Origin of the sequence: Nocardia shimofusensis NBRC 100134 (assembly GCF_001613125.1) — a bacterium.
GTDB lineage: Bacteria > Actinomycetota > Actinomycetes > Mycobacteriales > Mycobacteriaceae > Nocardia > Nocardia shimofusensis.
In genome coordinates this window covers 1-21,465 of record NZ_BDBT01000049.1, presented here as the reverse complement: position 1 = coordinate 21,465, position 21,465 = coordinate 1, and the positions used below count along the sequence as shown (strand labels likewise).

The following is a 21,465-nucleotide window of genomic DNA, read 5'->3' as shown; positions in this document are numbered from 1 at the left end:
TGAGCCTCCGCGATGCGATCCGAGCTGCGCGTCAACGGCCCTCGCGGACAAGTTACTGCATATTCTCGGCCGGGGGAATCAGGTGCCGGCAATGTACCGGTGCGCGACACGCCGTCGGCGTGGTTCGGAGCGGACAGGAATGCCTGTTCACTTGTTCTCCTCGGTCCGTCGGTAGCGCAGCCGTGTGACCGGTGTGTATGCCCGCGAGCCCGGCTGGAGCGGCCTCGACGCGCGGTCGGCCGGATCGGGATTCGATGGACCGTTGTTCCGTCCGTAACGCTGGCGTACCGTTGATATTCATTCTCGACGACGATTATGGACGGGGTGGGCGGATGACCACAGCCGCTAGGGGCCGGGGCACCGATCCGGTGCCCGGCGATGAACGGGTCCGCAGCGTGCGCGGGATCGGCTCGGCGTCGCTATCGGGAAGAATGGGTGGTCACTTTTCGGTCGGCGCGTCCAGTCCGGTTTCCGCGCCTCCTCCGGGCGGTGACACGCCGTTGACGCGCGCCTGCCGCGAGCTGGCCGCCGCCGCACTCGCCGACGCCGACCCCACCGTCGTGACCGCGCGCCTGGTGGAGGCCGCTGCCGCGTGCGCACGCGAAGGAGTCGCACTCGGCGCGGTGCACCGGGCCGTCTTCGACAATGTCCGGCGCGAATTCGAGCAGTTGCGCACGCCTGCCACCCCGGCGGGAGCCGATCGGCGGCTGTGGGAGACGCTCGAGAACATCACCGTCGCGGTTTCGGTCGGCTACCTCGACGAGGCGCGCACCATCGGCGCCCAGCACCACAATGCCCTGGACACGGTCACCGCTTCGCTGCTCGGCGGCATCGCCGACCCCACCGAGGCCGACGACTGCGGTATCGAACTCGCCGCCTCGTACTCCGTGCTCGCCGTCGCGCTGCCTCCGCCTCGCACCGATTCCGATGCCGCGCAATCCTTCCGGACAGGGCCGGTACTGTCCGCCGCTCCCGACGGCCGTCGCGAATCCGGGGGCGGGCAGATGCTGCGCCGGGTGCGCGCGGCGCTCGCCGAGCGAGGGGGCCCGAATGTGCTGTCCCTGCTCGGCCGTGACGGCGGAACAGTACTCGTGCCCGCCTCGGCTTCCAGCCGTCCCGACATGGCACACCTGGTCGTCGCGCTCACCGAGGCCGCGGGCGCGCCGATCACCGCGACCGTGGTGACCGCCGCGCCTCGTGTCGAGCTGCCCGCGTCCGCGGACTGCGCGCACGAACTGCTCGACATGGTGCGCCGCCTGCGCATGGACCCCGGCCTCTACCGCATGGCCGATCTGGCACTCGAATACCAGATCACCCGTCCCGGGCCGGGTCTCGACCATCTCGGCACGGTCCTCGATCCGCTCGACGCCCAGCCCAAACTGCTCGAGACCCTGCGCTGTCACATCGGTAACGGGCTCAATCGGCAGCGCACCGCCCGCATGCTCGACCTGCACACCAACGGCCTGGACTACCGCCTGCGCCGGATCGGCAGGCTGACCGGTCACGACCCCGGCGACGCCCGCGGAATCTGTTACCTGCGTGCGGCATTGGTCGCCCGCAGCTACCGCGAACAGGAGCGATAGGCGGTCGGTGCGACGGGTGGGATTCCCCACAGCTGGCCGGGTGTCATCGGCGTGGTGTCCTGGGTACGCCCCATCGAAGGACCGCTGAACGACACAGCCCGGCTGACGCTGCAGGCCCTTGGCGCACGCCTCGACGGTTGCCGTGGCCGGGCGGACAAGGAGCGCCCCCGTTGGAGCAAGTACTACGTCCACTGATCGTCTTCGCCGCGACCATCGCGGTCACCGTCTGCGTCGGCCTGCTGATGGGCAGGCTGCTGCGCTTCAGTGCGCAGAAACGACCCCGCTCCAGACTGCCGCTGCTGCTGCGCCGGGTGCAGCTGCCGTTGCAGATCTTCCTCGGCGCGGTCGCCTTGCACACCACCTATCCGCTGGCCGAGCTGGAGCTGCGCCAGGATGGTGTGATCCGAAATCTGCTCGCCACCACCGCGATCCTGGCCGCGATCTGGCTGGTAGTGCGCGGTGTCGACGTGGCCGCGGAGAACATGCTGCACTCCTACGCCGACCGGACCCGCGAGGTCGCCAAGGTGCGCCAGCTGCGCACCCAGCTCGGCCTGGTCCGCCGGATCGTCACCGCCATCCTCGCGGTCAGCACCGCCGCGGTCGCCATCCTGCTGCTCGTGCCGAGCCTGCGCACACTGGGCACCTCGCTGCTCGCCTCGGCAGGCGTGATCGGCATCATCGCCGGTGTGGCGGCGCAGTCGACCTTGAGCAATCTGATCGCCGGCCTGCAGATCGCCTTCGGTGATTCGGTGAAGATCGGCGACACCGTGGTCGTCGAGGGGGAGTGGGGCACCGTCGAGGACATCAGTCTCGCCTTCCTCACCGTGCGTATCTGGGACGATCGCAGGCTGACCATGCCGGTCTCGTACTTCAACAGCCAGCCCTACGAGAACTGGTCGCGCGGCGGCTCGCAGATCACCGGAACGGTCTTCCTGCATCTGGATCACAGCGCGCCGGTGGCGCTGCTGCGCGAACACCTCGGCGAGTTCCTGAAGGATCGCCAGGACTGGGACGGTCGCAGTTACGGCCTGGTGGTCACCGACAGCACGCCCACCGCGATCGTGGTCCGCGCGACCATGACCGCGGCCGACGCCGACGACGTGTGGACGCTGCGCTGCGCGGTCCGCGAGGAATTGCTCGGCTGGCTGTGGCGCGAGCACCCCTACGCGCTGCCCAAGATCCCCACCCAGCTCACCGCGGGATCCGATGCGCCCGGCCCGGTCGCCGATCGCGACGAGAGCGCCGATCGCGAGGACTCCGCTCGCGGGGATGCTCGACACAAGCACCTGGTGTCGTCGAACGGGCGCGCGCACGATTGACGCGGCGGCCGCGCTTCATCACCGGGCGCGGGGGCAGCGTCGCCACGGTGCGCCTGGTCGACCGCGGCACCGGCGCCACGCCAGACGAAACGTCCCCACCAGACGAAACGTCGAGGACAAACGAACGGGGCCGCCGTCCGATCTTCCGGACAGGCGGCCCCGTTCGCGTGACGGGCGCGGGATCAGTTGAAGCCGAGCAGCGCGGAGGAGAGCTCGGTGACATCGAGCACCTCCAGCGCCTGCTGACGCACCTCCGGGCAGGCCTGTGTGGTCACCGTGTCGACGATGGTCTTGTCGCGGATGATGTCGTCGTTGAGGCCTTCGTTACGGGCGGCCCAGTTCTGCACGGTGCCGTTGAAGGTCACCTTCGCCAGGGTCGGGCCCTGCTCGCGCCAGTTGTCGAGCTCGGGCTCGATCATGTCGCAGAGCTGCTGTGCGGCCTCCGGGGAGATGACCGGCGTCTCGGACTCGGTGGTGTCGGTGCCGGTGGTCGGCTCGGACTCCGGCGTGGTGACCTCCACCGAGATGGACGGCGCGGTGGTGGTGTCGTTGGTGCCGTCGCCGTCGTCGGTACAGCCGGTGAGCGCCGCGCCGGTCATCAGCGCGCCCGCAGTCAGCAGTGTGACGTACTTGCGATCGAGTTTCATCAGGATTTCTCCTCCAGGTCGGGTACGGCGGCAATACCCGATGTGCCCGGGTCGAATCGGCGGCGGATCGTCCCGAGAGCCGGTGTCCGCGAACGCGTCCCGCGAGTGCTGAAAGTTTTCTGTGACGCCCGGTTGTGCGCGAGGCCACAACCAGCTCCAACGAGGCAGCTCCTGCCCTTTATGGTCACCTGTCCATGACCCCTGGGCCTTCAGTCGAGTTGACGCTCTGAGAAATTCAGCCCTAATGTTTCTCATGTTCTCAGGGGAGTGTCGGGCAGTTGAATTCTGAGCCGGAAAGTATTGTATGACAACGGAATTCGTGGTTCTGGAACAAACCAGGCGGCATCTCGGCAAAGCCAGGGCGCAGCTGGGAAGCCTGCTCGGCGGGCTGGTGGAACATCGCTCCGAGGGAGCGCGACTGTGGACCGCCGACGGCCTCGAGTTCCTCAACTGTGGCGGCTACGGTGTGTTCCTGCTGGGCGCCCGCCATCCGAAAGTGATCGAGGCGGTCACCGGGCAACTCGGCCGTCATCCGGTCGGCACCCGCGGCCTGCTCGAAGCCTCCGCCGCGACCGCCGCGGCCGCGCTGGCCGAGATAGCGCCGGCCGGACTCACCAAGGTGTACTTCGCCGGCGCGGGTACCGAGGCCACCGAAGCGGCCCTGAAAATGGCCGCCATCCAGGGCCGGACCAGGCTGATCGGCGCCGACGGCGGCTACCACGGCAAGACCCTCGGCGCGTTGTCGCTGACGGCCAACGACACCTACCAGATCCCCTTCCGTGGACTGCTGCACGGCGCGACCCGCGTCCCCTACGGTGACGCCGACGCCCTCGACGCGGCCCTCGGCGCCGACGGATCGGACGCCTGCGTGGTGCTCGAGCCCATCCAGGGCGAGGGTGGGGTGCGAATCCCGCCCGCGGGCTATCTGAGCCGCGTTCAGCAACTGTGCCGCGAACGCGGCGCCATGCTGGTGCTCGATGAGATCATGACCGGCCTCGGCCGCACCGGAACCTGGTGGCGCGGCGAGATCGAGCAGATCACCCCCGACGTGCTCCTGGTCGGCAAGAGCCTCGGCGGCGGCATCCTGCCGGTCTCGGCGGCCGTCGCGACCGAGGAGGCCTATGCGGCCTTCGACGCCGACCTGTGCCTGCACACCTCCACCTTCTCAGCCGCCCCGCTCGGCATGGCAGCCGCGGCGGCCACCCTGGGGGTGCTGCACGAGGAGAACCTGGTCGAGGCCTCGGCCCGCCTCGGCGAACGCCTGCTCGCCCGCCTCACCGAGATCCGCGACCGCACCTGTCCGCAGCAGTTGATCGACATCCGCGGCGCCGGAACACTTTTCGGCCTCCAGTTCGCCGACGGCGGTCTGGCCGGGGAGTTCCTGCTGGAGATGATCGACGCCCGCGTGATCGTCAACCATTCGCTCAACGCCGGCCCGGTGCTGCGCCTGACCCCACCGGCCAACCTGCAGCCACTCGACGAGGCATGGCTGCTCGAGGCCTTCGAGAAAGCCTGCGTGCGCCTCGCGGCCCACGCGATCTGACTTCTGCGAGGAGACAACGTGAAGATCTTCGTCACCGGCGGCGCCGGTGTCGTCGGGGTACCGCTGATCCGGATGCTCGACGCCCGGCACGAGGTCATCGCCCTCACCCATACCCGGCCCGTCCCCGGCGCCGAGGTGGTACGCGGTGACATCACCGCCCCCGGCCTCGGCCTCGATACCGAGGACATGGCACGCGTCCTGGACGGCCTCGACCTGGTGGTGCACTGTGCGGCCAGCGTCGATTTCGCCGCGGGCCCGGACACCCTGCACGCGGTCAATGTCACCGGCACCCAGCGGGTGCTCGATCTGGCGGCCGAGGCGGGCGCGCGCCTGGTGCACGTGAGCACCGCGTTCGTCGACATCGATCCGCCCGAGGACATCACCGGTGGGCACGCCACCCTGCTGCCCGGCCAGTACATCGCTGCCAAGCGCGTCGGCGAGTCCGAGGTGCGCGCCAGCGGCCTGACCCACACCATCGTGCGCCCGTCGGCTGTCGCCGGCCATTCCCGCACCGGCGAGATCACTGAATACCAAGGCGTGCACAGCATGTCACGCGCCCTGTTGCGCGGTTCGGTGCCGTTGTTCCTGTGCGCCGGCTACGCGCGCTACGACCTGGTGCCCTGTGACGTGGTGGCCGCGGTGATCGCCGCCGTCGCCGAACTCCCCGACGCCCCGGCGACCGTATGGGCCACCATCGGCCCGAACTCGTTCACCGCCGACCGGCTGCTCGAGATCCTCGACGAGACCTTCGACGAGTACGGCCTGCCCCGGCGCGGCCCGCGTCGCGCCGACCCCGAGGTCTTCCGGCGACTGCTCGAGCCCGCCTTCTTCGACGAGCTGCGGCCGGCGGAGAAGACCAAGATGGCCAACCTGATGTCCACCGTGGCCTCGCTGTTCCAGGCCGATCCGATGCCTACCTCGCTGGGCACGATTCCCGGTGCGCCCCAGGCTTTCTCGACATTCGACGCGGAAGAGGTCATGCGCACCACCTTCCGCACCGTGATCGCCCGCGAGGGCATGGCGCAGGCCCCGGCCGCGCTCGACCGCAAAGAGGTGATGGTCTGATGGCCGAACGTTCCGTGGCAGTCCGCGCCCAGGTCCGCGATGTCGATCCCGACGCGGCCTTCGCCCGCCTGCGCGACTTTCCCTCCTACGCCGAGCACGCCGAGGTGGTGCGCGGCATCAGCCTCGACGTCGACGCCCAGGGCAACCAGGTCAGCAGCTGGTCGGTGTGGTTCCGCAACGGCCTGCTGGAGTGGACCGAACGCGATCTCGTCGACGAGACCGCCCGCACCTTGTCCTTCCAGCAGGTCACCGGTGACCTCGCCCGCTTCGACGGCGCCTGGCAGGTCGCCGAACAGGACGCGGGGGTGACGGTCAGTTTCAACGCCGTCATCGACCTCGGCATCCCGTCGCTGGCCGACATGCTCGACCCGCTGGCCGAACGCGCGGTGCGCACCAACACCACCGACATCCTGCGCGGATTGTTCGGTCCCGACATCGAATTCGGCAGCGCCGCATCATGAGTCCCCGGCCCACCCGGCTCTACGAGGCGGTCGCCGCCGCCATGGACGCGGCCCCCGAAGCCACGGTCTCGACCTTGCGCGAGACCCGCACCTTCGCCGAGCTGCGCACCGACGCCGTCCGCCGGGCCGATCTGCTCGACGCCGTCGCCCCGCGCGGCGGCAGCCGGATCCTGGTGACCCTGGCCAACCACCCCGACTACATCGCGACCCTGCTGGCCATCTGGTCGCGCGCGGACCTGCCGATCCTGGCCGATCCGAGCCTGGGCGCGGCCGAGATCGCCACCCTGGTGCGGGGCTGCGGCATCGACGCCGTCGTGCAAGCACCGCTACCCGGCGCTGCCCGCGCCGCTGTCGCCGAAGGCGATACTCATGCCGCTGTCGCCGAAGGCGATACTCGAGCCGCTACTGTCGCCGAAGCGGCCTCCGTCGCGCTCGACGAACGGCAACTGGCGGTGGCGACCGGATTCAGTGGCGAACGCCCTGATCTGGCGCCGGGCACCGAACTGGGCAGGCTGACCTCCGGCTCCACCCGGGCCCCGGCCTGCATCGAGTTCTCCGCCGACGCGGTCCTCGCCGCGGCCCGCACCTGGGCCGAGGCTTCCGCGCTGACCTCCGCCGATCTGAGCCTGTGCTTCGCGGGCATCTACAACGGCCTGGCCTTCAACACCACCCTCATGCCGAGCCTGCTGACCGGCGCGAGCCTGGTCCTGCCCGGCGGTATGCCCAGTGGCGGCGCGATCATTCGCCACGTCACCACCTTCGGCCCCAGCATCCTGGTCGCCTTCCCCGCCGCCTACGAACGCCTCACCGACTACACGCGCGCCTCCCTGGCGGCGGCGACCCAGCAAGCGCTGCGAGGCATCCGGTTGCGCCTGTCCTCCGCGGCGGCGCTCTCCCCGACGGTCGCCGAGCACGTCGCACTTCTGTCCGGCCCCGTCTCGGACTACTACGGCATCGCCGAAACCGGCCCGGTCACCTTCGCCGACGGCACCCGCCCGGAAGGCAAGGGCTTGCTCCTGCCCGGCGTCACCGTCGACACCCGCCCGCGCCACGACGGCGCCGAGGTGCTGCACGTGCGCACCGCGTCCATGGGCACGCGCTACCTGAACTACCCCGGCGAGTTCGAACGCGCCATCGCCGAAGACGGCAGCTACATCACCTCCGACACCGGTTCGGTACGCGAGGGCGAACTCTTCCTCACCGGCCGAGCTCAGCCGATCCTGAACATCGGCGGCCGCAAGTTCACCGTCGAGTCCGTCGCCGACGCCATCATCGCGCACCCCGATGTCGCCGACTGCCGGGTGCTGGCCCTGACCACTCCCAGCGGCCGCGACTGTGTCGGCGCGGCCGTGCAGACCAGCACCGGCCTCGATCCAGCGGAACTGCGGGCTTTCCTGCGTGAGCGGCTCGCCGACTACAAAGTCCCCGAGGTGCTCGTCACCGTCGCCGATCTGCCGCGCGGCGCCACCGGCAAGGTCAAGGCCGAAGCCGTGCGCGCGCTCTTGACCACCTCGTTCCAGCAACCGGTCACAGGAGGCCGCTGATGTCCGATGTCCTGCAGGATTCGCTGACCAAGACCGTCGCCGAGATGGTCGCCAAGGCCACCGACGGCACCGTCGACGCCGAGACCGCCCAGCGCTCCGACCAGACCTTCGCCGACGCGGGGATGACCTCGCTGGCGTTCCTGCGCCTGGTCGACGCGCTCGAGATCCGCTACGGCGTCGAGATCGATCTGGAGAACGATCTCGACCACATGCGCACCGTCCCCGCCATCGTGGCCTACCTGAGGAACCAGGGTGTCGCCGACGCCTGACCGCCCCGTCGCCGTCGTCGGCGCCACCGGCAGGCTGGGCCGCGCGGTGACCGACGCCTGCGCGCGCCACGGCGTGCGGGTCACCACCGTCGCGGACTCGACCGGCTGGACCCTCGGCGAGGTACCCGCCGGCGTCGTCATCGATGCCAGCAGACCCGACGCTCTCGATGCCGTCGCCGAGCACTGTGCCGCCACCGGCGCTGCCCTGCTCTCCTGTGTCTCCGGCCGCCCGCCGCAGTCCGAGGCCACGCTTTCCGCACTGTCGCAACAGGTTCCGGTGCTGATCGCCGCCAATCTCAGTCCGCTGCACTGGTTGCAGGCGCGCGCAGCCGAACTCGCCGCGCGCCTGGCCCTCGCCCTGGTGCCGGACGCCGAATTCACCGTCATCGACCGGCATCCCACCACCAAACTGGACGCGCCCTCGGCCACCGCGAAGAATCTCGCCGCACTGCTGCCCGAGCGGACCACGGTCCTCGCCCAGCGCTACGGCCACGCCGTCAGCGACCATCACGTCGTCCTCACCGCGGGCGCGGAGAGCTGGGAGCTGAGCCATCGCGTGCGTGACCTGCGCGGACCCGCCACCGCCGCCCTCACCCTGGCCGCCTGGCTCGAACAGGCCCGCCCCGGCCTGTACACGGCCGCCGACGTATTCGCCGAACTCGCGGGAGCCCCGGCATGACCGCCACCCTCGCCACCGCCGACCGCCTGCGGGCGCTGCTCACCGGCCAGGCCGACACGGTCACCGCCTACGAACAGGCCGGACGTTTCCCCGCCGAGCTGTTCACCGGCATCATGGCCACCGGCCTGGCCACCCCGGTCGTCGAAGGCGAGCCGGGCGCGGTGCGCGAGTTCTGCGCGAATATCTCCGTCATCGCCGAGAACTGGCTCGCCCTGGCCGAATCCGTGCACCTGCAAACTCTCGTCGGCCTCACCGTCGCCCGCCACGCCCAGCCCGCGCTGCGCGACGACCTGGTCCCCGCCCTGGCCGAAGGCCGCACCCTCGGCGGGAATTGCGTCAGCGAACCCGCCGCGGGCTCGGACATGTCGGCCATCGAACTGCGCGCCGACCGCACCGACACCGGCTTCACCCTGCACGGCACCAAGACCTGGGCAGGTCACGCCCCCGTCGCCGGCGTTCTCGTCGTCTACGCCCGCACCAGCGCGGCCGGCCTCGGTGGTCTCACCTGCCTCGCCGTCGACCCGGCCACCCCCGGAGTCACCATCGCCCCCGCCGCGCACAAACACGGCGCCGCCGCGCTGCCCAGCGCGGACGTGCATTTCGACGGCGCCCACGTGTCCGCCGAGCGGGTACTCGGCCGGGTCAACCGCGGCGCCCGCGTCGCCGACGACATGTTCACCCAGGGGCGCGTCGGCCTGGCCGCCTGCGCCGTCGGTCTGAGCGCGGCCGCCGTCCGCCGCGCCACCGACTACGCCAAGACCCGAATCCAGTTCGGCGTCCCCATCATTCGTCACCAGGCGATCGGCCATCTGCTCGCCGACATGACCACCCAGCTCGCCGCCGCGCGCCAGCTGCTCGCCCTGGCCTGCGACGAGATCGACGCGGGCGGTCCCGACTCCGACCTGCTCGCCGCCCAGGCCAAGCTGTTCGCCACCGACACGGCGATGCGGGTCACCACCGACGCCGTTCAGATCCTCGGCGCCGCCGCCTACCTGCCCGGCGAGTCCGCGGAACGGTGGATGCGCGAGGCCAAGCTACTGCAGATCATCCAGGGCACCAACCAGATCCAGCGCAACGCCATCGCGGCACGACTGTGAGGGAACGTATGACCTCCGCATTGGTGATCCAAGCGGCGATCGGTGCGCGAGCACTGTCGTCGGGCGGACACGACGATTTCAACCAGGGCCAGATCTCGGTCCGCAGGCCCGGCGACGGCCGCTTCTCCATCAAGGGCGCCCTCGTCGGCTTCGACGAGGCGACCCCGGCCGATTTCGTCGACGTCGCTGTCGACGCCGCCGAAACCCCGGACCCGCAGGCTCCACCGGAACTTCCTCTGCACCAGGCGATCTACGCCGCTCGCCCCGACGTCGCGGGCATCGTGCACAGCCACGCTCCCGCGAGCCTCGTCTTCGGCGCTCTCGAGGCCGATCTGGTCCCGCTCAGTCACGAGGGCGCCCTGCTCGCCGGTGAAGTGCACCGCTTCCACGACACCAGTAACACCGTGCTGACCCTCGACGTCGGCGAGGGCATCGCGAAGACCCTCGACCGAGGCGTCGGGGTGTTCCTGGTCAATCACGGCAGCGTCATCGTCGGCCGTAGCGTCCGCCACGCCGTCGTCTTCGCCCTCATGCTCGAGCGCGCCTGCCGCCTGCAACTCGACGCCCTGGCCTCCGGCCGTCCGTTCTCCACCTCGAACGCCCTGGACGTCGCCGCCAAACGCGACTACATCTTCGCCGACCTCTCGGTGCGCTCCTACTGGGAACACACCCGCCGCCGCGTGCACCGCCTGCACGCGGAGACCACCGAATGGAGCCGCTGACATGCAGGTAGCCGGAGACAGCCTGGCCTGGGGCGGAGACGGCTCGTCCTGGGACGGAGACAGTTCGGCCTGGGGCGGAGACAGTTTGGCCTGGGGCGATGTCATCCACCCGCCGCTACCCCAGACCGTCGGCATCGAAGCCCTCACCGGCCCTGTCGCGGGCGCTGTCGGCCACGTCGATCGCCTGATCGGCCGCAAGCGCGGCGGCGACACCCGCTTCGTCCCGTCCGCGGGCGCCACCTACCCCTACGAAATCCTGCTCGTCGCAATGGATTCCGGTGCGACGGCCCTGTTCGATCCGGCTCGCAAGCAGCTCGTCGTGCGCGCGGACACCGACTTCGCCACCGACGCCGACGACTACCTCTGCCTGCTGGTCGGCCGTCCCTGGCTGTCCATGCGCAAATACGGCACGCGTGGCTACCTCTACCACCTCATCGATGCGGGCCACGCGTTGTTCGCCCTGGCCGTGCTCGACCGCGAGGACAGCGCCGCCGACCGTTTCCCGGGCGCGCTTCCCGGCGCCGAGGCCGTATCCGGTGACATCCTCGCCGCCGGGCTCGTGCGCGCCTTCGACCCGCACGACGGCGAAGCCGACGGCTGGCGTCTGGTCACCACAGCCAAGTCCCGAGTCCAGATGGGCCGCAGCGAATTCGAGCAGTGGGCCGACCGCCTGCGCCCACCCGGCCCGCCGCAACCGGTCTTCTTCGACCGCGCGGGCGCACTGCCCGGCAACCTCGCCCGGTTCATCCCCATCCGCCGCTCCGCGGCCTCCTTCGGCGCGACCACCCCACCCGGCTACAACCTCGACACCGTCCTGGCGGACGCTCTGGAGATCGCGGGTGAAGCGGTCCGCCGCCTCGCCCTGCCCATGCCCGACATCCACCTCGTCGGCGATGTCACCGGCGGCATCGTCCTCCCGCCGGGAGACCTCCTCGCCGGCCTGGCAGGCCAGGAACACCTGACCGATGCCGAGGTCTTCGTCGTGTTCTCCACGCCGGCGGGCGAGGACGACTCTGTCATCGACGCCGACCGACAGGCCCTGCTGCTGGCCACCGGCGTCGTCGGCCAGGTGCTCTATCTCGTCGCCGCCCGCCACGGCGCGGGCGTCACCGGCATCGGCGGCCTGGCTCCCGAGTACTGGAACCAGGCGCTGCCCGCCGGACGCCAGACCCTGTACCTCACCGCGCTCGGCCGCCCGGTCGGCGGCGAGAAGTTCGACGCCCTCTACCAGGGTGCCCACGGATGACCCCGTGCCGAGAAGAGATTGCCGAGAAAGGCTGAGATGACAACTGTGACAATGCCGTCCAATGTCGCCGAGGAGCAGCGGGGCGCGGCAGCCCGCGTGCTCGCCGAGGCCTTCGCCGAGGACGCGATCTGGCAGGACGTGAAACCGCGCAAGCCCGCCAGGGCCGATCGTGCCCTCTACTGGTTCTTCCGCGGGGAGGTGGAGATCTGCGCCCGCCTCGGCGGCTACCTGCAGGCCACCTACGACGCCGACCGGCAGCCCAATGGCGTGCTCATCGCCTACGAGCGCACCAGCCCGCGTTTCCCGTTGTGGGTGTGGCTGTTCCGGCTGCCCGCCATCGTGTTGCTCGGCATCTCGCGCACAGTCCTCATGGCACAGATGCTGTCGAAGGTCGAATCCGCCCACCCCACCGAGCCGCACTTCTATTTCTGGTACGTCGGTGCCCGCACCCTCGGTGGGGGAGCGGCGCTGATCAAACGCGTGATGCGCGTCGCCCGCGCCAAGGGTCTGCCCGGCTACGGCGAAGCCAAGTCCGCCGACGTGGTCGAGATGTGTGAAATCCTTGGCTGGAAATCGCACCCACCGATCGAGATCGGGGCCGGACACAAGGTCACCCCCGTGTGGTGGATGCCGGGGGAGGGGAAATGACGACGATGTCCAGCGACACCGATACCACCGAGGAAGACGGTTCCGGCCTGATCTCACGCATCGCCGAAGCCTGTGCCCGCGCACCCAAACTGGTGCTCGTCATCGCGGGCATCGCCTTCCTGGTGTTCGGCTCGCTCGGCGCGCTGGTCAACGAACGCCTCAGCGCCGGCGGCTTCCTCGACCCCGGCTCCGAGTCCTCCCAGGCCGCCGACCTGCTCGCCGCTGAACACGGCGTCGCGAACATGCAGCTGATCTTCGCCGTCCAGGACTCCGACGGCGTCACCGGCGACCGTGCGCGAGGCGTGGCGCGCGAGATCGCCGACACCCTCGACGCCGACGAACGGGTCAGCACCGTCACCTCGTGGACCGACCCGATCGGCGCCACCCTGGTCAGCCGGGACGGCACCATCGGCCTCGTCGTGGCGGGCATCGTCGCCGACGACAACGAGGTCCAGAAGATCGCCCGCGAACTCGCCGACCAGCTCACCGGTGACCACGACGGCGTCACCGTGCTGGCGGGCGGCCAGGCGATGGCCTTCGAGGAGATCAACTCCACGGCCGCCGCCGATCTGGTGCTCGCCGAGGCGATCGCCGTCCCCATCACCTTCCTGCTGCTCGTGCTGTTCCTGCGCAGCGCCATCGCCGCCGCCGTGCCCGTCGTGGTCGGCGTGCTCGCCATCGTCGGCACCACCGGCGTGCTGTTCGCGCTGACCTTCCTCACCGAGCTGTCGGTCTTCGCGCTCAACATCACCACCGCGCTCGGCCTGGCACTGGCGATCGACTACTCACTGCTGTTGATCGGCCGCTATCGCGAGGAGATCAGCCGCGGCGCCCCGCACGAGGAGGCGTTGTCCTCGGCCATGCGCCACGGTGGCCGGGCGGTCGTGTTCTCCGGCGTCATCGTCGCCACCGCCCTGATCGGCCTGTGGCTGTTCCCGATGGCCTTCCTGCGCTCCATCGGCTACGCGGGCGTCGCCGTCGTCGTGCTGTCGGTGGTGCTCGCGCTGACCTGCGTGCCCGCGCTGCTCGCCCTGCTCGGCCCGCGCATGAACCGCAAACCCCAGCGTGAAGCCGTCCCCGCCGAACAGACGCGCCTCTACCGCATCGCCCGCGCCGTGCAGAAGCGCCCGCTGCTGGCCGCGGTGCCCGTGCTGGCCGTCCTGCTGCTGGCCGGTTCACCCGTGCTCGACCTGCGCCTCGGCCTGCCCGACGATCGCGTGCTGTCCACCGACGCCCAGTCCCGCCAGGTCGGCGACCTCATTCGGGACGGCTTCGACCAGAACATGACCGGCACCGTGGACATCGTCGTCACGAACGCACCGGCCGACCGGCTCGGCGACTACGCCGCCCGCCTGTCCTCGGTCACCGACGTCACCGCCGTCGCGAGCCCCGCAGGCATCTTCGTCGACGGAAATCCCGCGGGCCCGCCCTTCGGCGCACCGGGCGCGAGCGGTTCCGCGCATCTGGCCGTCACCACCGACCTCGATCCCTACTCCGACGAGGGCACCGCCCTGCTCGACGCCCTGCGCGCCGTCGACGCCCCCGGCGAGATCCGCCTCGGCGGCCTCGCCCAGCAGAGCGCCGACTCCGCCGCGGGCATCGCCGACGGTTTCGTCCTCGCCGTCCTGTGGATCGTCGTCACCAGCGCGCTGCTGTTGTTCCTGCTCACCGGCAGCCTCCTGCTCCCGCTCAAGGCCCTGGTGCTGAACACGCTGTCGCTGGCCGCCACCTTCGGCGCCCTGGTCTGGATCTTCCAGGAAGGCCACCTCGGCGGATTGGGCACCACCGCAACCGGTTTCACCATCGCGACGGTCCCCGTTCTGCTGTTCTGCGTGGCGTTCGGCCTGTCGATGGACTACGAGGTCTTCCTGCTCGCCCGCTTCACCGAGGAGTGGGAACACTCCGGCCGCACCCGGGCCGACGTCGACACCGCCGTGGCCGTCGGCCTGGCCCGCTCCGGCCGCGTCGTCACCGCCGCCGCCATGCTCATGGCCGTCGTCTTCCTCGGCATAGCAACCAGCGACGTGTCCATCATGCGGGCCCTCGGCATCGGCCTGGTCATCGCCGTGCTCGTCGACGCCACCCTGGTCCGCACCGTCCTCGTCCCCGCCGCCATGCGCATCGCGGGCACGGCCAACTGGTGGACACCGCGCTGGATGGCTCCCGTCGTCGAGCGGGTTCGGATCCGGGAATGAAGGCCCCGAATCAGAGGACTTCGGTCGGTTGACGTAATGAGAAGGTAAGTCCTAATGTTTCTCATGCCCTCACCGTGGAGGGGTGCCGACCAGAGAAGGATTCGAGAATGAAGACCCCCGGTCTGGATCGCACCACCCTGCTCGGCCGGTACCTCGGCGATCGCCGCTTCGTCCTAACCCTGCCCCGCGCCGTAGGGCTGCAGATATTGCAGCCCTCGGTCGCGGCGGCCATCGTCGAGCACACCCCCGTCTCCCTGTGGGAGCACAAGAAGCGCGTCGTGTCGCGCATGATCCACCTGGCCTACTCCACCGTCGATCCGCACCCGGCCATGCTCTACGGCCACGAACTCGTCCGCGGCGTGGACAGTACCGGCAGGCGCTACAACGGCCTGGCCCCCGACCTGTTCTTCTTCCAGCACGCCACCTACGTCGACACCCTCGTCACCGCCATCGAGACCTTCGACCGCCCGCTGACACTCGTCGAGAAGAAGACCCTCTACGCCCAGTGCTGCCAGTGGTACCGCCGGTACGGCATCTCCGCTCGGCACATGCCCGAGACCTGGGCCGACTTCAACGACTACATGGACGACGTGTGCGCCAACGTCCTGACCGTCACACCCGAGGCGGAGAAGCTCGCGCCGGAACTGCTGCGGCCCGATGCCTGGGTGCCCCGGACGCTGCCCGATTTCGCGGTGCGGTCGCTGCTGCATCCGCGCACGCGAGAGTTGCTGGATGTTCCGCTGCAGCCCGGCGATCGGGCGGCGATGGCGGCCTATACGCGAGTGGTGAAGACAGGGGCGGCGATGCTCTCGCCCAGAGCGCGACTGGTGCCCTCGGCCCGCGACTGACGCATGCCGATGTGGAGCGCGCGTGGAATATCGGGCTCGGCGGTGGCGTCGGCGGTCATGCGATCGACGAGACCGTGCCTGATCGGTCACGTCATATAGTCGGCGTCCTATGGTGTGACAAGGGTTCAACGGCCCTCGAAAATGCCCCTTTCAGTCTCTTCCGGACAGTGCGAATGGCACCTTTTTTCGGGCTGTCGCCGGCCGGGCTCAGCTCCCGGCCTGGATAAACGCTGCCTGCGCGGGATTCTTCGTGCGCGCTGTATCTGAGCGAGTCCCATGCCCTCCGATGCCCGCTCACCTGGACAAACCGCCGTCTACCTGGACGGATCAACCGTCGTGACCGCACGGTCGTGTCACGCGTTGGGGTGAACGTACTGCTGAATGGAAGGATCAACGTAGAGTTCGAAGAATGACCCAGACCCCGGCCGCGCGTGATCTCGCCGATCGTGCAGGCAGCATAATCAGCGAAGTGAGCGAGAACGGGACACAACCGGCCGAATATGCGGGTGCCTGGCGACCGGCGGGCAGCTATCGATTCTGGTCGCGCGACCAGCGCTGGGAGTGGTCGGACGAGGTAGCCGAACTGCACGGCTACGAGCCCGGTTCCGTCGTCCCGACCATGGAACTGGTCCTGTCCCACAAGCACCCCGACGACCGCGACGCCGTCGTGGACATCCTGTCCGCCGCCGTGACCACCGGCCAGCCCTTCTGCAGCCGTCACCGCATCAGAGACACCCACGGAAGAGTCAGGCACGTCTTGGTCGTCGGCGACCAGATGTGCGACAACAACGGAGAAATCGTCGGCTCGACCGGCTACTACATCGACCTGACCGAGAGCCTGGACGAAACCCGCCAGGAAGTTCTCGACGAGACCCTCCCCGACCTCGTCGCCGCCCGCTCGGCAATCGACCAGGCCAAAGGCGCGCTGATGGTCATGTACGGCATCAGCTCCGAGCAGGCGTTCCGAGTCCTCTCCTGGCGCTCCCAGGAGACCAACACCAAACTGCGCGACCTCGCCTACCGCCTGGTGGACGCCATCCCGGAATTCCGCGGCTGCGGCGTGGGGGAACGGACCCGCTTCGACCACCTCCTGCTCACCCTGCACGAGCGCCCGCATCCCTCCTAGTCCGCCACACCGCCTCTGACCAGGCGATTCGCTCCAGGTGTAACCCATGTTGTAATCTCTTGAAGCGCCCGGAAGACGGGCGCAACGGGCTGTGGCGCAGCTTGGTAGCGCACTTGACTGGGGGTCAAGTGGTCGCAGGTTCAAATCCTGTCAGCCCGACAGTGAAAACCCCTTCCGACCTGGGTCGGAAGGGGTTTTCTGTTTCTGCGACACGCTGGGAGATTCGACCCGAGCCAGTCAAAATCTCATACTTTCGGCCCTTCGCCACGCGCCCAGGCCTCCAGAACCGCCCGGTTGTCGGGCACCGTCTCGGGGACATCGATGTAGTGGGTCTTGGCGACCTCGCGGGTGTTGCCCAGCTGGCGGGCGGCGCGCTCGGGATCGCCGGAGGCGTGATCGACCGCGGTGGCCACGCCTTTGCGGAAGGTCCGTGGGGTGACCCAGGCGAAGTTCTCCCCGCGGGCCGCGCGCCAGGTGCGGCCGAAGTTGTTCGGGTTGCGCACCGACCCGTTGCGGGCCGGGAACAGCAGCCCCATCGGGTTGGGCTGCCCGACGACCTCGAGGTCCTTGATCGCCTCGCGCAGCGAGGCCACGGTGTAGTCCGGGAGCAGGATGCGCCGCCACCCGTTGTCGGTCTTCGGCGCGGGCTTGCGCACCCAGCCACCTGCCCCGGCGCCCTTGACTTCGATGAGGGTTCCGGTGACGTCGAGGTAGGGGGCGGTGGCGTCGAGGCCGATGTCGTCGAGCAGCACGGCAAATACCTCGTGCGGGCGCATGCCGGTGCCGGTGATCAGGTCGACCACCCACACCACCGTCCAGTCCCGCGCCGGCCCGCTGGTGTAGGCGGGGGTGCCGGGAACGGCCTCGCCGCGTGCCCAGGCACGCACCTGGGCCCGGAACTGCGGCAACGCACCCATGTCCGCCACCTTGCCGCGTGCCGGGTTATTGCGGCGAAGAAAGGAGCCGACGCCGTCGACGGGATTGGTCTCGAGCACGCCGTGGCGCACGGCGATCTGCATCATCGCCCGCAGCACGATCTTGTGCTGCTTGGCCTTGCGCCGTAGTCCCAGGGCTACCAGGCGCTTGAGGTGACGATCGATCTCCCCGGCGGTGGCCTGCCAGATCTGCAGGTTCCCCAGCGAGTTCTCGATCTTGATCGTCGCCTTGCTCGCGCGGCGATCCGTCGAGACGTAGACCTCGCGGCGGTAGTCCTCGACATTGCCTTCGGTGTAGGCGTCGTTGTTGGCCATCTCCACCAGCAGCTCCGCGGCGAGGTCGATGAGTTTGGTCGTGCGGGTGATCTGGCCGTAGCCGAGTTGCTCACGGTGATCACGCATCGCCTCGGCCAACCGATTCCTCGCGTCGTCGGCGCTGGCTCCGACACGTTCGAGCTGGACCCGCCCGGCGGCACCGTAGTAGTACACCGTTGTGCGCCAGCGGCCGTTGCGTTGTCTCTTCGGCTTCGTCGGCTTACCGAATGTGCCTACCGGCTTCGGGATTCTGCCGCCCATGATCACCTTCTTCCTGCTTCGAGTAGCTGTCTGTTCGCGATGTGTCCTGCGGGGCTGTCGGTCTCGGTGCGATGCCCGGGATTGCGATATGGCTGCGCCGACATGCCTGGCAAGGTCACCAAAAGCATGGGCTGTCCACAAGAGGCCAGATTTAGCTATGGGTTTGCTATCCGGCTGCGGGGGAGTGTGATTCAGTCACGCGCGTTCGAGGTGCGGTCGAGCTGCTCGCGTTCCCAGGCCTGCAGATCGGCGAGCCGGTAGCGGCGATATCTGCCCATCCGCGCATAGCGGGGTCCGCGGCCGGATGACGCCCAGGACGCCAGGGTCTTCAGGGGAATCTGCAAGCGCTCGGAAACGTCACGCGAACTCAGCCACACCTCATCGGGTGGGCGTGTAACCGTGGATTCTTGCCGCGCTCTGTCGCCCGAATCTGAATCGGATGGCGTCGGGCGGGAGTGTGGATGACATGGACGCACAGGAGGACTCCTTGTTCTCGATCCTCCCAGTGGCAGGCGTACCCAAAGTCCATTGAACCTCAGATGGGGCCGCGACCGCTAGTTGGTCGCTTTGAGTGCTGACAGCCGAAGGTCGAGCCCTCCCGCACTTGTCAGCACTGACGATGCTGGGCCGTCCTGGCAAGTTCAATGCACTTGGCGAGCGGACGGACCGCCCTGCAATCGGGCCATCTCGATCCGGTTGGTAGAACATCAGGAGATGTTTCGGATCGGGACGCACGCTCGATCCGAAACATCATTCATCGAAGTCTCAGCAGGTGTTCGGCAGCTTGACTGACCGTATTCGTTGTGGGCACCTGTCCCCGGAAGCGGTACGTGGGCAAGGTGCCGTCCGGCGATCATGCGGCGGATCGTGTCCTTGCTGACGCTCGCGTACTCGGCCGCGGCACCGATCGAGATATCGCGTTGGGGGCTTCCGGTGGGTGAAGTATCCCTGCGGCGATCGGTGTTTCTGCCCATGCGGTGGTGGCGGTTCTCCTCGGGGCGAGGCTCCCTGTCGAAGCCGGTCACGATTCGAGCCCCCGATCGCCGCGGAATTTCGTGCGATCGACGGAGTCACGCTCCGACCAGTAGATCGGGTAGCGAGGGGGTGCCTGTACGCACGGTAGTTTCCATGCTGTCGGATGCGGGCGGGTCTCCACCGTCGAACAGAACCCCTCCCACCGGGTCGACGCCGTCGACCGCACCGGCGTCGCCGAAGATATCCACATCGACACCGCCTCCAGTGCGAAAGCCCCCGAGCGGAACATGTATTGGAGACCGTGGGCATCGTCGAGATGCCCGCCGAGCGGACCGCCGTCTGGGCGCCTACTTTCGCACCGATCCCCACCACGGCAAAGACCACGCCGTGATGACTCGCTGCTGGAGGTGGCCGGGGAAACCCGCAAGGGGCGCCTCGACGGCTGCGACACCGACGACCAATGGTGGCGTGCCCACTACCTGCGTGAAGCCCGCGCCCAGCTCGAGTGACCACCACCGCGGCCGCCGAGCGGGGCGGAGAAACTCGCGCCGATTCATCCAGTACGGCGAAGTGGCGCGAGATCCTGCCGCGATCGGCGCGACTTCATCGGGTGTAGAGACGATCGGGTCGCGACGAAGACGTTGGTGAGAGCGTTGACGGCCACCTGGTCTGTGTGCAGGCCACCGACGCCACCAGGTTGATGCGGACCGGCTTCTTCGTGGAGTTACTGGCTTCGGTTGCGGCGTAATCGCTGCAGCAGGGCTGCTCCGGGCAGCCGCGAAACCGGTGGTGGGGCGGGGTTGTCGTCGTCGAGGTCGACGATGTCTGTGGCGAGTTCGGCGGGCCATGGATCCTGCCAAGGGCGGCCGTCTGCGGGTTCGGGGAGGAGTTCGGGTTCGGGGCTGGTGAGGTGGCGGCTGGTGCCGAGGTCGAACTCGCCGAGCGCGCGTTCGACGATGCTGGCGGTGAGTGGTCCGGGATTCAGGCCGGTGGTGTCGTGGTCGGTGAGGATGTCGGCGAGGGCGTTATAGGCGCTGTCGGGGTCGGGGTGGATGGAGATGTGGCGGCGCGCTGGGCCGTCGTCACCGAAGCCGGTGCTTTGGCCGGTGCCGTCGACGACGAGAACCCAGACCGCGCCGGCGGTGCGGTCGTGGGTGAGGCGGATCCTCCCGGCCAGTGCGCCGGTGGGGTCGCAGCCCAACCGGTCGGCGACCTGCGAGGGTTCTCGGCCAAGCCCAGCCGCATCAGCTGACGGGCGATCTCGACCTCGGAAGCATCGAACTCGGTGGTGAGTTCGGCAAGCCGACGGCGGTCGGCCCATGCGCTGCGCAGCCGGATGTCCATGTCGATGTCCCAGTACACCTGGCGGGCGCGGCGGTACCGTGCTCGCGCCGCCTCCCGCCAGTCGTAGTCCGGGTCGCTCAGCAGCGCCTGCAGGGTGCGGACGGCGTTGCCGGACGTCGGCAGATCCGGGGGAAGCAAGTTGCGGCACTGCGTCCGCACTGCGCCCTCGCTGCGGCCTGTCGCCTCGGCGATCTCGCCCAGGCGGCGGCCCGCACGTAGCAATTCGATCAACTCGATGTTGTATTCGTCGGTCCATGGCTCGTACGCGCGCCGAAGACTGCCGTGCCTGTCCATCAGGTCCCTCCTGCATGAAATCCCCTGCTGCGCAACCACACCAGTCGCGCACGAGTTCCATGGTGACCGACCACACCGACACCCCGAGCCGTATCCTGTTGCGACAGGCGCCTATCCGAACCACAGCGTCCCCGAGGCATCGTCAGCTCGGGTGCCCGCTGGATCAGGCACTGAGATCGATTGGGGAGTGCATGACCACACCGGGGGATTTTTCGGCCACTCCTGCTGAGCTCGTCGCTGCGGCCAAGGCCATACGCGGCCTGCTCGACGGTCTGTCCGACGGGTTCGGATCACTGGATCGGGACGTCACCCGGCTCACCGACACGTGGAAGGGCGTGCAGGGGGAGCG

General features: G+C 69.0%; 19 protein-coding genes and 1 tRNA gene. 16 read left to right on the top strand and 4 right to left on the bottom strand.

Annotation, left to right across the window (positions count from 1 at the left end):
- Positions 1-500: 500 nt before the first annotated feature.
- Together NS3_RS27505 and NS3_RS27500 are read left to right on the top strand one after the other, a co-directional pair.
- Positions 501-1,583 carry a PucR family transcriptional regulator gene (locus NS3_RS27505; protein ID WP_067865761.1) on the top strand — a complete coding sequence of 361 codons (1,083 nt, stop codon included), beginning with the start codon at positions 501-503 and terminating at the stop codon, positions 1,581-1,583.
- Positions 1,584-1,753: 170 nt separating this feature from the next.
- Complete coding sequence (locus tag NS3_RS27500) at positions 1,754-2,902, top strand: mechanosensitive ion channel family protein (RefSeq protein WP_067865758.1); 1,149 nt, start codon at positions 1,754-1,756, stop codon at positions 2,900-2,902.
- Between the two features lie 182 nt (positions 2,903-3,084).
- Here the strand turns inward: NS3_RS27500 and NS3_RS27495 are convergent, their stop codons facing one another.
- A complete protein-coding gene (locus tag NS3_RS27495) occupies positions 3,085-3,549 on the bottom strand; it encodes a hypothetical protein (RefSeq protein WP_245649843.1) in 465 nt (154 codons plus the stop codon).
- A gap of 304 nt (positions 3,550-3,853) precedes the next feature.
- Between NS3_RS27495 and NS3_RS27490 the strand changes: the two genes are divergently transcribed.
- From NS3_RS27490 to NS3_RS27425, 14 genes are all read left to right on the top strand, one after another.
- Positions 3,854-5,092 (top strand): aspartate aminotransferase family protein, encoded by a 1,239-nt coding sequence (locus NS3_RS27490; protein ID WP_067865755.1) that lies wholly within the window; start codon positions 3,854-3,856, stop codon positions 5,090-5,092.
- 18 nt (positions 5,093-5,110) lie between these two features.
- The gene (locus tag NS3_RS27485; RefSeq protein WP_067865752.1) at positions 5,111-6,157 is read left to right on the top strand and encodes an SDR family oxidoreductase; all 1,047 of its coding nucleotides are present in this window, start codon (positions 5,111-5,113) and stop codon (positions 6,155-6,157) included.
- Positions 6,157-6,618 carry an SRPBCC family protein gene (locus NS3_RS29640; protein ID WP_067865749.1) on the top strand — a complete coding sequence of 154 codons (462 nt, stop codon included), beginning with the start codon at positions 6,157-6,159 and terminating at the stop codon, positions 6,616-6,618. Before NS3_RS27485 ends, NS3_RS29640 begins: the two co-directional genes overlap by 1 nt.
- Entirely contained in the window at positions 6,615-8,162 is a 1,548-nt protein-coding gene (locus NS3_RS27475) for a class I adenylate-forming enzyme family protein (protein WP_067865747.1), read from the top strand. The genes NS3_RS29640 and NS3_RS27475 overlap by 4 nt, the downstream gene beginning before the upstream one ends.
- Positions 8,162-8,431, top strand: coding sequence for an acyl carrier protein (locus NS3_RS27470; RefSeq protein ID WP_067865745.1), 270 nt, complete (start codon positions 8,162-8,164; stop codon positions 8,429-8,431). Before NS3_RS27475 ends, NS3_RS27470 begins: the two co-directional genes overlap by 1 nt.
- Complete coding sequence (locus NS3_RS27465; RefSeq protein WP_067865743.1) at positions 8,415-9,110, top strand: dihydrodipicolinate reductase C-terminal domain-containing protein; 696 nt, start codon at positions 8,415-8,417, stop codon at positions 9,108-9,110. The genes NS3_RS27470 and NS3_RS27465 overlap by 17 nt, the downstream gene beginning before the upstream one ends.
- A complete protein-coding gene (locus NS3_RS27460; protein WP_067865740.1) occupies positions 9,107-10,207 on the top strand; it encodes an acyl-CoA dehydrogenase family protein in 1,101 nt (366 codons plus the stop codon). The genes NS3_RS27465 and NS3_RS27460 overlap by 4 nt, the downstream gene beginning before the upstream one ends.
- Before the next feature lie 8 nt (positions 10,208-10,215).
- Positions 10,216-10,929 carry a class II aldolase/adducin family protein gene (locus NS3_RS27455; protein WP_067865737.1) on the top strand — a complete coding sequence of 238 codons (714 nt, stop codon included), beginning with the start codon at positions 10,216-10,218 and terminating at the stop codon, positions 10,927-10,929.
- Between the two features lies 1 nt (position 10,930).
- On the top strand, positions 10,931-12,175 hold the full coding sequence (locus tag NS3_RS27450) for a nitroreductase family protein (protein WP_067865734.1): 1,245 nt from the start codon (positions 10,931-10,933) through the stop codon (positions 12,173-12,175).
- 36 nt (positions 12,176-12,211) lie between these two features.
- Positions 12,212-12,823: a hypothetical protein gene (locus tag NS3_RS27445; RefSeq protein ID WP_157101570.1), complete on the top strand. Its 612-nt coding sequence runs from the start codon at positions 12,212-12,214 to the stop codon at positions 12,821-12,823.
- Positions 12,820-15,018, top strand: coding sequence for an MMPL family transporter (locus NS3_RS27440; RefSeq protein ID WP_084496003.1), 2,199 nt, complete (start codon positions 12,820-12,822; stop codon positions 15,016-15,018). The genes NS3_RS27445 and NS3_RS27440 overlap by 4 nt, the downstream gene beginning before the upstream one ends.
- 107 nt (positions 15,019-15,125) lie before the next feature.
- Positions 15,126-15,866 carry an oxygenase MpaB family protein gene (locus NS3_RS27435; protein ID WP_067865726.1) on the top strand — a complete coding sequence of 247 codons (741 nt, stop codon included), beginning with the start codon at positions 15,126-15,128 and terminating at the stop codon, positions 15,864-15,866.
- 409 nt (positions 15,867-16,275) lie between these two features.
- Positions 16,276-16,992: a PAS and ANTAR domain-containing protein gene (locus tag NS3_RS27430; protein ID WP_084496001.1), complete on the top strand. Its 717-nt coding sequence runs from the start codon at positions 16,276-16,278 to the stop codon at positions 16,990-16,992.
- Between the two features lie 85 nt (positions 16,993-17,077).
- Positions 17,078-17,151: transfer RNA gene (locus NS3_RS27425), tRNA-Pro, on the top strand.
- A gap of 86 nt (positions 17,152-17,237) precedes the next feature.
- Here NS3_RS27425 and NS3_RS27420 read toward each other — a convergent pair.
- The 3 genes from NS3_RS27420 to NS3_RS27410 all read right to left on the bottom strand — a co-directional run bounded on the left by NS3_RS27420 (position 17,238) and on the right by NS3_RS27410 (position 20,679).
- Positions 17,238-18,503: a site-specific integrase gene (locus NS3_RS27420; RefSeq protein ID WP_157101569.1), complete on the bottom strand. Its 1,266-nt coding sequence runs from the start codon at positions 18,501-18,503 to the stop codon at positions 17,238-17,240.
- 191 nt (positions 18,504-18,694) lie between these two features.
- On the bottom strand, positions 18,695-18,880 hold the full coding sequence (locus NS3_RS30240; RefSeq protein WP_067865720.1) for a helix-turn-helix domain-containing protein: 186 nt from the start codon (positions 18,878-18,880) through the stop codon (positions 18,695-18,697).
- Positions 18,881-20,202: 1,322 nt separating this feature from the next.
- On the bottom strand, positions 20,203-20,679 hold the full coding sequence (locus NS3_RS27410) for a hypothetical protein (protein ID WP_067865717.1): 477 nt from the start codon (positions 20,677-20,679) through the stop codon (positions 20,203-20,205).
- Positions 20,680-21,465: the final 786 nt, after the last annotated feature.

Bases quoted from the DNA above. Each gene is read 5' to 3' on its own strand.
- NS3_RS27475 (WP_067865747.1), top strand. From the start codon at position 6,615: ATGAGTCCCCGGCCCACCCGGCTCTACGAGGCGGTCGCCGCCGCCATG.
- NS3_RS27470 (WP_067865745.1), top strand. From the start codon at position 8,162: ATGTCCGATGTCCTGCAGGATTCGCTGACCAAGACCGTCGCCGAGATG.
- NS3_RS27495 (WP_245649843.1), bottom strand. From the start codon at position 3,549: ATGAAACTCGATCGCAAGTACGTCACACTGCTGACTGCGGGCGCGCTG.
- NS3_RS29640 (WP_067865749.1), top strand. From the start codon at position 6,157: ATGGCCGAACGTTCCGTGGCAGTCCGCGCCCAGGTCCGCGATGTCGAT.
- NS3_RS27440 (WP_084496003.1), top strand. From the start codon at position 12,820: ATGACGACGATGTCCAGCGACACCGATACCACCGAGGAAGACGGTTCC.
- NS3_RS27445 (WP_157101570.1), top strand. From the start codon at position 12,212: ATGACAACTGTGACAATGCCGTCCAATGTCGCCGAGGAGCAGCGGGGC.
- NS3_RS27420 (WP_157101569.1), bottom strand. From the start codon at position 18,503: ATGGGCGGCAGAATCCCGAAGCCGGTAGGCACATTCGGTAAGCCGACG.
- NS3_RS27450 (WP_067865734.1), top strand. From the start codon at position 10,931: ATGCAGGTAGCCGGAGACAGCCTGGCCTGGGGCGGAGACGGCTCGTCC.
- NS3_RS27430 (WP_084496001.1), top strand. From the start codon at position 16,276: ATGACCCAGACCCCGGCCGCGCGTGATCTCGCCGATCGTGCAGGCAGC.
- NS3_RS27460 (WP_067865740.1), top strand. From the start codon at position 9,107: ATGACCGCCACCCTCGCCACCGCCGACCGCCTGCGGGCGCTGCTCACC.
- NS3_RS27455 (WP_067865737.1), top strand. From the start codon at position 10,216: ATGACCTCCGCATTGGTGATCCAAGCGGCGATCGGTGCGCGAGCACTG.
- NS3_RS27435 (WP_067865726.1), top strand. From the start codon at position 15,126: ATGAAGACCCCCGGTCTGGATCGCACCACCCTGCTCGGCCGGTACCTC.
- NS3_RS27490 (WP_067865755.1), top strand. From the start codon at position 3,854: ATGACAACGGAATTCGTGGTTCTGGAACAAACCAGGCGGCATCTCGGC.